The sequence below is a fragment of the Clostridium sp. C8 genome, from assembly GCF_001010885.1.
GTDB lineage: Bacteria > Bacillota > Clostridia > Clostridiales > Clostridiaceae > Clostridium > Clostridium sartagoforme.
In genome coordinates, this window is the sequence record NZ_LBMX01000036.1 from 1 (window position 1) to 10,179 (window position 10,179).

Consider the following 10,179-nt stretch of genomic DNA (forward strand, 5'->3'; position numbering starts at 1 on the left):
ACTTTGTCAGCAGTCTGAAAAAATAACTAATAGGTTACTATTAGTTATTTTAAAATTTATTTTCCTTCAAAAGCCTTTGATATAACTTTTAATAATTCAAGACAAGTTTCTAATGTTTTTTTATTATCATCTAAGTTAGGGTTAAATTCAACAAAATCCATGGCCCTTACTAATGAAGTACTAATTATACTTTCAATTATTTGTTTTCCTTCGGAAAAAGTTAATCCATCTTCAACTGGTGTTCCTGTTCCAGGAACATAAGTAGGATCTAAACTATCAATATCAAAGCTAAAATGAATGTTTTTCACATTGTTTCTATTTATAGCTTCTAAGAATTCTTTTAATACAAGTTCTATGCCCTTATTTTTAATATCTTTCATGGTCCATACGTTAAGATTATTTTCCTTGATTAATTCAAGTTCACCTAAATCTAAGTCTCTGCAACCTAATAAAAATACATTTTCAGGTTTAACCTTTTTACTAGAGGAATAAAGGTTGGTTAAAACTTCATGACCAATTCCCATAGAACTAGCTAAAGGCATTCCGTGAATGTTTCCAGATGGGGAAGTCTCGTGTGTGTTTATATCACCATGAGCATCCACCCAAACTACTGCAAGATCTTCTGCAAAAAATTTACTTGAGCCAGCAACACTTCCAATTGCTAATGAATGATCTCCGCCAATAACTAAAGGAAGATATGAATTTTTTAAGGACTCATAAACTTTATCAGCTAGTCCAACATTTGATCTCACAACTTCATCTAAATACTTCATTTTTGCGTTAGCTGCGTATTTATCATTTGAAGAAACATTTTTTACATGAACTTCGCCCATATCACAGACTTGGTGGCTTTTATTAAAAATATCTAGAAGGTTGTTCTCTCTTAAAATTTTTGGCCCATTTTCAACTCCAGGATTATCACATCCATAGAATATAGGCATATCAATAATACTAATATTCATAAAACAAACCTCCGATTTGGAATAAATTTTTTAGGGCAATAAATATATATTAATAGCTTAATGTAAATAAGTAAATAAAAAAATATAAAAAATTTATTACAATTTTATATTTTTAAATTTTATATAGAAAATTTAACTAAATACATATTATATTTATACTATTTTGTCTTAAAATGTGAAAAAAAATCAAAATAGAAAGAAAAATATAGATTCTATTTTGATTTATATAATTTATTTATTCCCTTAATAATTTATGTTATTCTATATAGTAATAAATTAAAAAGGAATTTCCATATAATAAAGAAATTTAAATAAAAAGTTAATAAAAAACTGCCGTATAAACGTGATAGAGTTGAGTTTATACGGCAGTTTTAAGACTTAAATTATATGCATAATTTAAGTAAAGTAAATATTTTAATAATTAGGAAATCATTTCGCTTAATTTTTGTAATGCTTCATCCTTTGTATCAAATGAGAATTTATTTTCTTTTATATAATTTTGATCTATTTCTGGTAAATTAGCTAGTGGTTTTGAATTTGAGTAAACCTTTTTTTCAGATTCTATTATATTTCCATTCGAATCTGTTTTAAATAAGCTTATATATCCATTTTCTTCACCTAAATAATATTTATTTGATTCAAATTTATTAATATCTGTAGATGAATCACGGGTGTAAATTAATTTATTATTATCCCATTCATAAAGAGCGTATCCATCATCAGAAAGTTTCTCTGATAAAGCCTCTTTAGTAAGATTATCATCTAAATTTAATTTTTTCTTTAAGTTTAGTAAGTTTTCTGACATATCTATATTATCATTTGTTTTTAAAGTAATATAAATATTATCATCTAAATATTTATCATTTTCACTATAGACAGTTTTATTTTCGGCTTCTTCATTATTAATTAATCTATTAGGATTAGTAAAATAATCCGTTATAAAATAGCTTAGGCAAAAACAGATAGCTAATAAAGAAATAAATGAAACTAATATAGCAGCTTTTTGCTTTTTATTTAAATTTCCACTTGTGGATTTTGAATTTAAATTATTATTTGAATTATCCATATTTATCACTCCTTGTTACTATTATTACCAAATAAGTGTAAAATTAAACTATATTAATGAAATATTTCATTTTTTATAAAGTATTTTTATTTATATAGAGTAAATAATTCATATAAAGTAAATAATTAAAGTAAATAATTGAAAAACATATAAAACATATAAAACATATAAAACATATAATTGTTATATATTTGTAACAATTATGACAAATAAATTTAGTATAATTTAATGGATATTGTTGTAAGAATATAAATCTTAGTTATATAATAGTAAGGTAAAGTAAAGGGAGGAATTTGGATGAGCGAGAATGAGTTAACGAAGAAGAGAAAAAAATCTAAGAATAAAAAGAAAACAAGAAATAAAATTATATTAATATCAGTATTAAGTGTATTAGCAATAATAATAGCAACAGCATTATGGTGGTATAATAGTTTGAGAAATAGAATTTATGTGGAATATAAGCCTGAAGTTAAAAAGGAAGCAAGCTATAATGAAGTAGATGGAATTACAAATGTCTTATTAATAGGAACTGATGGAAGAACATTAGATGAACCAGCAAGGTCTGATTCTATTATTATAGCCACTTTAGATAATAATAATAAAAATGTTAAGTTAACAACAATAATGAGAGATACATTAGTTGATATACCTGAATATGGTGAAAATAAAATAAATGCAGCTTTTGCTTTTGGAAGCTCTGAACAAGATGATAACGGAAAACTTCGTGGTTCAGAAGGTGGAGCAGCCTTACTAATGGAAACTATAGAACAAAACTTTAATTTACATTTAGATAAATATGTTATAGTTAATTTTTGGGGATTTGAAGCTATAATAGATGAAATCGGTGGAATAGAAGTTGATATTAAAGATTATGAAATAGAGGAAGTAAATAAATATATAGGTGAATCAACAGGTGTAAATTCTCCTCCAATTACTGAAACAGGACTTCAAAAGGTAAACGGACAACAAGCTTTATCATATGCAAGGATTAGATATGTTGGTAATGGGAATTTTGAGAGAGGCGAGAGACAATCAGCAGTATTATATCAAGTAGCTTCAAAACTCAAAGAAGTTAATCCTATTAAGTATGTAGGAGTAGCTAATACATTATCACAACATGTAAAAACCAATATAGATATACCAGAAGCTTTAAATTTAGCTTATACAATTTACAAATTGCCTAATTTAAATTTTGAGAGATTACAAATACCACAAGCTGAACTTATAGCAAGAGATAATTTATATAAGGATAGAGGATGGTGTTTATTAATAGATCTTGAGCAAAACTCAAAGATACTTTATGACTTTATATTTAAGAATAAATCACCTAATCCAGAAGAATTTGATTTATTATCAGTAGAAAATGCAGCTGCAAGATATAATGCAGAGGAAGCAAGATATAATTCATTATATAACATAAAGCCAGAAGATTATAATGATAAAAATGAAGAAAAGGTAATAGATCCAGTACCAGATAAAGATGTTGTTAAACCACCAACAGGAGGAACAACGAATCCACCGACAGATGGAGGAACAACGAATCCACCAACAGGAGGAGGGACAACGAATCCACCAGCAGGAGGAGGAACAACGAATCCACCGGCAGGAGGAGGAACAACGAATCCACCAACAGATGGAGGAACAACGAACCCACCAACAGGAGGAACAACGAATCCACCAACAAATGGTGAAAATAATGTGAATAATTCTGATAAACCTCAAAATTAATAAAGTTTTAAAGAGCTTTACTTCTAAGTAAAGCTTCTTTTTATTAAAAAAATGTAAATATAAACTTTGCTTTAATAAATATGATATAATCATAAAAAGAACAAGGAGGAGTAGAGTGATGGGAGTAGATTACTTATTAAATAAGATATTGGCAGTGCCAGCAATATTAATAGCTTTTGTAGCACAAGGATATGCCAAAGCTAAAGTAGCAGATAAATTAGGCGATAAAACACCAAGATTTCAAGGTAGATTAACATTAAATCCAGCAGCTCATATAGATTTAATGGGCTTTATAATGATATTATTAGTTGGCTTTGGATGGACTAAGCCTTTAGATACTAATCCAAGGGCATACAAAAGGGGACAGAAGGATGCAATAAAGGTAACTATGGCAGCACCTCTTGCAAATTTGTTAGTAGGATTTATTGCTATGTTTATATATGGATTATGGGCAATTACAGCATATAAAATAGTTCCTTCATCATCATACAATATTGTGGGCATGGCTTTACAATATATATCAATAATAAATATAAATTTATTTGTATTTAATTTAATACCACTTCCTGGTCTTGCAGGATTTGAATTATTTAAGGAGCTAAGTCCTAAAAACTTTTATAAAGTTGCAGATATTCTTTATCAATATCAAATGTTTATTCTTATAGGGGTGGTCTTATTAGGAAGATATATATTAGCAATACCTTCAGGTTTAATAATTGAATTATTTAGTAAAATAGCTTTTGGAATTTTAGGATTAATATTTTAAAAAAGTTTATAAAAAGACATTGATGTATTTATTGCAAGATTAATATTTATACTGATAAGGTATAATTACTAATTATGAATTATTATATATACCTTTTATGTTGACAATAAAAGTTTTGTTTATGTATAATGTTTATATTAAAATAAAATAAGTATTAATATCAATGAAGAGAAGAGTACTATATTTAATTCTTTAAGCGAGTAAGGGGTTGGTGTAAGCCTTATAAGATAGAGTATTAGGAAGAGAGTCTTGGAGATAGCTACTGAAATTTTATTAGTAGGATAGTTCGTATTGCTGCGTTAAAGCATTGAGTGGCATTTTATGCAATCAGAGTGGTACCGCGGAAGTTTTCCGTCTCTTATTTAGTTAAGAGACGGATTTTTTATTTTTTAATTAATAGTGAAACTTAAGGAGGATATAATAATGGATTACAAGAAAAAAGTTGCGCAAGCAATAAGTAAGCATGTTGATATGGATATTGAAAGTATAGAGAAATTAATTGAAATTCCACCAAAGAGCGATATGGGAGATTATGCATTTCCATGTTTTCAACTAGCAAAAGCTTTCAGAAAAGCTCCTAATATGATATCAGAGGAATTAGCAAGTAAAATAAGTAATGAAGGATTTGAAAAGATAACTAATATTGGACCATATGTTAATTTTTTTGCAGATAAAAGCATATTTACTAAAAATACAATAGAAAAAGTATTAACAGAGGGAGATGAATATGGTTCATCTAATATTGGAGAAGGAAAAACTATTTGTGTTGAATATTCATCACCTAATATAGCAAAACCATTTCATGTTGGGCATTTATTTACAACAGCTATAGGAAATTCTCTATATAAGATCTTTAAAAAAGAAGGTTACAATGTTCAGGGAATAAATCACTTAGGAGATTGGGGAACTCAATTTGGAAAACTTATATCTGCATATAAAAGATGGGGAAATGAAGAAGCTTTAGAAAAGAATGCTATAGATGAACTTTTAAGAATATATGTTAAATTCCATGATGAAGCAGAAAAAGAGCCTTCACTTGAAGATGAAGGAAGAGCTTATTTTAAAGCATTAGAAGATGGTGATAAAGAAGTAGAAGCCTTATGGAAGAGATTTAGAGATTTAAGTTTAAAAGAGTTTGAAAGAATATATGAAATTTTTGATGTTAAATTTGATTCATATGCAGGTGAGGCATTCTATAATGATAAAATGGATGTTGTAGTAAATGAGTTAAAGAAAAAGAATTTGTTAGTAGAAAGTAATGGAGCGCAAGTAGTTATGCTAGATGAGTATAATATGCCTCCGTGTATAGTGTTAAAGGGTGATGGAGCATCAATATATGCAACTAGGGATTTAGCAGCAGCCATGTATAGAAAGAAAACATATGATTTCTATAAGAGCATATATGTAGTTGGGACACCACAAGCTTTACACTTTAAACAAGTATTTAAGGTTTTAGAGCTTGCAGGACATGAGTGGGCAAAAGACTGTGTCCATGTAGGATTTGGTCTTGTAAAGTTTGCAGATAGAAAACTTTCAACTAGAAAGGGCGAGGTCATTCTATTAGATGATTTAATTAGAGAATCTATAGATAAAACTTTAGAAGTAATAAATGAAAAAAATCCAGATTTAGATAATAAAGAGGAAGTAGCTAAGAAGATAGGTGTTGGTGCTGTAGTATTTACTTATCTAAAGAATTCAAGAGAAAAAGATATAGTATTTGATTGGAAAGAAATGCTTTCATTTGATGGGGAAACAGGTCCTTATGTTCAATATTCATATGCAAGAGCAAATAGTATATTAACAAGAGCTGGAGAACTTAAAGGAAATGCAGATTATTCTAAACTTACATCAAAGGAAGAGTTTGAATTAGTAAAAGCTTTAGAAGGATTTGCAAAGCAAATACATTTAGCAACTGAAAAACTAGAACCATCAATTGTTACAAGATATGCAATTGAAGTTGCAAAAGCATTTAATAAATTCTATAATGCACATTCTGTATTAAATTTAGAAGATGAAGAATTAAAAGAAGCAAGATTAGGCTTAGTAAAAGCAACATGTCAAGTTATTAAAAATTCTTTAGCCTTATTAGGAATTGAAGTTGTAGATAAGATGTAATTTAAAATGGCTTAATAAAATTTAATTTAATTTTATTAAGCCATTTTATTTTTAGTTTTTCTTTGCCAATTTAATTCCCTTTGAATTATCTTCATACATTGGACAATGGTCAGAACAGGTACCACAGTTACAACCACCACCTTTAGAAGATTTCTTTATAGATTTATATATTGTAGTTCCAGCAAAGGCTACAATAATTAAGGTAATTAATATTTCCATGAAAACACCTTCTTTTTATAAATAATATTTATGATAGATATTATAAAGGATACTTTGGTTATACAGATAAAAAGATATTTTTAGCATCTTTTTTCCTAATAGCTAAATCAAATCCTCTAAGATTAACTATTATAGGATCACCAAGAGGTGCAACTCCTTTAAATTGAATTTCCGTACCTTCAATACAACCAAGGGCTAATAATCTTTTGGCAAGCTTATCATCACCATCAATATATTTTATTATAGCTTTTTGTCCTAATTTTAAATCACATAAACTCATACTGTCACCTCGTATTGAAAATCATTATCATACAAATATAATAACAAAATGTGAAAAAGTAGTCAATGCTTTTAAGAATTTATTAATTATAATCATAAATTAAAAATATTCTTTTACAGATTATAATTATAAGTATAGAGAACATATAATAAATTACATAATATTATATAAGTAGGAATATTTAAATTTATATAAGTTGCAATAAGTAACTCATAGTTAATAAAGTACTTTAAAAAATTAAAATATTTTATTAAGTTAGTATTTCAGTGACTTATATAAAAATTTAAAAGATATATGAGTTCAATTTTGTTATTCTATGTAAGCAATGCTATTAACTTAAAAACTTATAATTATGTAGATTATTAATTGAAACACATATATTTGTTTTTATATTGCTATAAAAGGTGATATAATATTATAAGATAAAACAGGGAATTTAAAGGTGATAATGATAAGGAAGAAAGAGTGGTAATGTGATTATTAGAGAAAATATAATAGAGGTTGATTCTTTAGCAAGAGATTTTATGCTAAAAACAGATTCAATAAATAGATCTCCGGAGGAATTAATATTTTTTGATTTAGAGCATTATGTGTATAAAAAACCAAAATGTATAGGTGTCTTTGGAGCGTGTATTTATGAAAATAATAAATTGTATGTAACTCAGTATATGATTGAAAATAAAGGCGAAGTAATACAAATACTAGATTTAGCCAAAAGATACTTTGTTAATATGAAAAGAAAAGGGAAAAAGGCAATTGTTACTTTCTCTGGAAATAACGACTATACTGTAATAAATTATTTGTTTAAGAAGTATAGAATAGCATTTAATTTTTCAAGGGAATTTGAAGATATAGATATACAAAGAGAATATGAAAAGGAAATGGGGCACTCAATAGGGCTAAAAAATTTAGAGAAAGACTTCAATATTCATAGAGAAGGAGATCTTATAAGTGGTTCCAATTTAGCAAAGACCTTTAATAAAGTGCTAAAAGATAGAGAATATATTTTAAGAATGCCTAGAGAAAAAATAGAAACAATACTCCTATATAATGAGCAAGATGTAACTAATTTATATAATATATATATGCTTTGGAAGGCATATGTAAAGAAGGAGGAAGAAGAACAAGTAGAATCAATACAAGAAACAGAAGAAATAGATGTATCAAAGGTTAATGATACTGAAGAAGATACAATTAAACAAGAAGAAGAAACTTTAATTAAAGAAGAGCATACAATAGAAGAAGTAAAATAATTAAATATTAATTTAAGAATAAATTCTTAAATGATAGATGCTCCTAATTATTTAGGAGCATCTATCATTTCAAAGAATAACCATCTGATTTTATTAAAATATTTCCATTTAAATCAGTTCGATAAATAGTTAAATCTTTTAATCTAGATAGAACTTCTTGAGAAGGATGACCATAACTATTATCTTTTCCAGCAGATATTACTGCGATGTAGGGATCAACAGCATCTAAAAATCTTTTTGAAGTTGAAGATGAAGATCCATGATGTCCAATCTTTAGTACGTCGCTTTTTAAATCATATCCTTTGCTTAAAACTTCTTTTTCAGAAAGTTCTTCTGAATCACCAGTAAATAGAAAAGAATTATTTCCGTAGGAAATCCTTATAATAGAAGAAAAATTATTTAGATTTTCATATTCATTAGATATAGGAGAAAAAACATCAACTTTAGTATTTTCACCAAGATCTATTGACTTAATATTTGGCTTTAGTACTTTAATTTTTAAATCTTTTATCACAAGAGATTCTACCATGGTTTCGAATGCTTTTGTATTACTGTTTACTTTAGGGGCATAGAAATTTAAAACTTCAAAGTTATCAATTATATAGCTCATGTTTCCTATATGATCTTCATGAGGGTGAGTTGCTATTATATAATCAAACTTAGAAATCTTTAAAGAATTAAGATATTTTACTAATTTATCTTTAGAAGCACTTGGACCAGAGTCTATAAGTAAATTTTTCGAATTAACTTGAATTAATATAGAATCTCCTTGACCTACATCAATGAAATGAACATTCATTCCTTTAATATTGTCAGATACAATATTTTTATTAGTTTCAATACTACATTGAAATAATATTAGTATTAAAAGAAAATTTAAAGTTATATAAATAATTTTCTTTTTCAATTGTTATCTCCTTAAAAATAGTAATATATTTTATAGCTGATACATATATTATAGACTTAACAAATTAAAAATATAATTGAAGAAAAAATTATATGCATTTATAATATAGAAGAAAAGTAAGATTTGGTGGTGAAAGAATAGTGAGTTATTTTAAAATAATTAGTTACGGTATATATATGATATTTATGCAACTTAAAGCTGTTAAACGATGGTATTTAGAAAAAACAAAAGGAGAAAAAGCTGCTACAGATTATAGTGGAAAAGTAGGGGAAGATTGGGCAAGATATACGATTCATAATGCATTAGGAATGAATGTTACAATAAGGGGAAAAGAAAATATTCCGAATGTACCATGTTGCTATATAGGTAATCATACAAGTATATTAGATATTCCTATATTAATAGATTCAGTTGGAAAGTGTATGGGGTTTGTAGCTAAAAAGGAAATGGTTAAAGCACCTGTATTAGGATATTGGATGAGTAAATATAATTGTGTTCCTTTAGATAGAGAAAATGCAAGGGAAGCTATTAAAGTAATAAAAAAAGGTTCAGAGAATATAAAAAAAGGATACAGTATGGCTATATTTCCTGAAGGAACAAGAAGTAAAAATGGTGAATTAATGGAGTTTAAAAAAGGAAGCTTAAAGCTAGCAACAATGGCAAAAGCTCCAATTGTACCTGTTACTATAGATGGAGCTTATAGAGCTTTTGAAATAGACCGTAAATTTAAGGCTATAGATATAACAATTACATTTTCAGAACCAATATATACAGAAAACTTATCAAGAGAAGAAGAGAAATCTTTAATGGAAAAAGTAAGATCAGAAATTGCAAAAAATTTAGAGAAATAAATATAGAACAAAAATAGTAAAAAGCTATATTA

General features: G+C 27.0%; 10 protein-coding genes and 1 other annotated feature. Of the genes, 5 read left to right on the forward strand and 5 right to left on the reverse strand.

The genetic code is table 11. From position 1 onward, the window contains the following. Positions 1 to 56: 56 nt before the first annotated feature. Both rocF and AAT22_RS04835 read right to left on the reverse strand, forming a co-directional pair. On the reverse strand, positions 57 to 962 hold the full coding sequence (gene rocF, locus AAT22_RS04830) for an arginase (RefSeq protein ID WP_016207118.1): 906 nt from the start codon (positions 960 to 962) through the stop codon (positions 57 to 59). 421 nt (positions 963 to 1,383) lie between these two features. Further along, the gene (locus tag AAT22_RS04835) at positions 1,384 to 2,028 is read right to left on the reverse strand and encodes a hypothetical protein (protein ID WP_016209202.1); all 645 of its coding nucleotides are present in this window, start codon (positions 2,026 to 2,028) and stop codon (positions 1,384 to 1,386) included. A gap of 297 nt (positions 2,029 to 2,325) precedes the next feature. Between AAT22_RS04835 and AAT22_RS04840 the strand changes: the two genes are divergently transcribed. The 3 genes from AAT22_RS04840 (at position 2,326) to argS (ending at position 6,637) form a co-directional block, all read left to right on the forward strand. After that, complete coding sequence (locus AAT22_RS04840) at positions 2,326 to 3,756, forward strand: LCP family protein (protein WP_016207117.1); 1,431 nt, start codon at positions 2,326 to 2,328, stop codon at positions 3,754 to 3,756. A gap of 118 nt (positions 3,757 to 3,874) precedes the next feature. Then, a complete protein-coding gene (locus AAT22_RS04845; protein WP_016207116.1) occupies positions 3,875 to 4,522 on the forward strand; it encodes a site-2 protease family protein in 648 nt (215 codons plus the stop codon). A gap of 154 nt (positions 4,523 to 4,676) precedes the next feature. Then, positions 4,677 to 4,884 (forward strand) — a binding site (T-box leader). A gap of 61 nt (positions 4,885 to 4,945) precedes the next feature. After that, positions 4,946 to 6,637 (forward strand): arginine--tRNA ligase, encoded by a 1,692-nt coding sequence (argS, locus tag AAT22_RS04850; RefSeq protein ID WP_047000436.1) that lies wholly within the window; start codon positions 4,946 to 4,948, stop codon positions 6,635 to 6,637. Positions 6,638 to 6,688: 51 nt separating this feature from the next. Here the strand turns inward: argS and AAT22_RS18740 are convergent, their stop codons facing one another. Together AAT22_RS18740 and AAT22_RS04855 are read right to left on the reverse strand one after the other, a co-directional pair. Beyond that, the gene (locus tag AAT22_RS18740; protein ID WP_016207114.1) at positions 6,689 to 6,856 is read right to left on the reverse strand and encodes a FeoB-associated Cys-rich membrane protein; all 168 of its coding nucleotides are present in this window, start codon (positions 6,854 to 6,856) and stop codon (positions 6,689 to 6,691) included. A 58-nt stretch (positions 6,857 to 6,914) separates the two neighbouring features. Continuing rightward, positions 6,915 to 7,136, reverse strand: a complete 222-nt coding sequence (locus AAT22_RS04855) for a ferrous iron transport protein A (protein ID WP_016207113.1) — start codon at positions 7,134 to 7,136, stop codon at positions 6,915 to 6,917. A gap of 473 nt (positions 7,137 to 7,609) precedes the next feature. On the opposite strand from AAT22_RS04855, the gene AAT22_RS04860 reads away from it, so the two are divergent. Continuing rightward, the gene (locus AAT22_RS04860; protein WP_047000437.1) at positions 7,610 to 8,389 is read left to right on the forward strand and encodes a ribonuclease H-like domain-containing protein; all 780 of its coding nucleotides are present in this window, start codon (positions 7,610 to 7,612) and stop codon (positions 8,387 to 8,389) included. 64 nt (positions 8,390 to 8,453) lie between these two features. Here AAT22_RS04860 and AAT22_RS04865 read toward each other — a convergent pair whose 3' ends face one another. Then, complete coding sequence (locus tag AAT22_RS04865) at positions 8,454 to 9,296, reverse strand: ComEC/Rec2 family competence protein (protein ID WP_052953909.1); 843 nt, start codon at positions 9,294 to 9,296, stop codon at positions 8,454 to 8,456. Between the two features lie 140 nt (positions 9,297 to 9,436). Here AAT22_RS04865 and AAT22_RS04870 point away from each other — a divergent pair, with 140 nt between their 5' ends. After that, positions 9,437 to 10,147 carry a lysophospholipid acyltransferase family protein gene (locus AAT22_RS04870; RefSeq protein ID WP_172655001.1) on the forward strand — a complete coding sequence of 237 codons (711 nt, stop codon included), beginning with the start codon at positions 9,437 to 9,439 and terminating at the stop codon, positions 10,145 to 10,147. The last annotated feature ends 32 nt before the right edge of the window (positions 10,148 to 10,179 follow it).

Coding starts and splice junctions, on each gene's coding strand:
- AAT22_RS04845 (WP_016207116.1), top strand. CDS start 3,875: ATGGGAGTAGATTACTTATTAAATAAGATATTGGCAGTGCCAGCAATA.
- argS (WP_047000436.1), top strand. CDS start 4,946: ATGGATTACAAGAAAAAAGTTGCGCAAGCAATAAGTAAGCATGTTGAT.
- rocF (WP_016207118.1), bottom strand. CDS start 962: ATGAATATTAGTATTATTGATATGCCTATATTCTATGGATGTGATAAT.
- AAT22_RS18740 (WP_016207114.1), bottom strand. CDS start 6,856: ATGGAAATATTAATTACCTTAATTATTGTAGCCTTTGCTGGAACTACA.
- AAT22_RS04855 (WP_016207113.1), bottom strand. CDS start 7,136: ATGAGTTTATGTGATTTAAAATTAGGACAAAAAGCTATAATAAAATAT.
- AAT22_RS04835 (WP_016209202.1), bottom strand. CDS start 2,028: ATGGATAATTCAAATAATAATTTAAATTCAAAATCCACAAGTGGAAAT.
- AAT22_RS04840 (WP_016207117.1), top strand. CDS start 2,326: ATGAGCGAGAATGAGTTAACGAAGAAGAGAAAAAAATCTAAGAATAAA.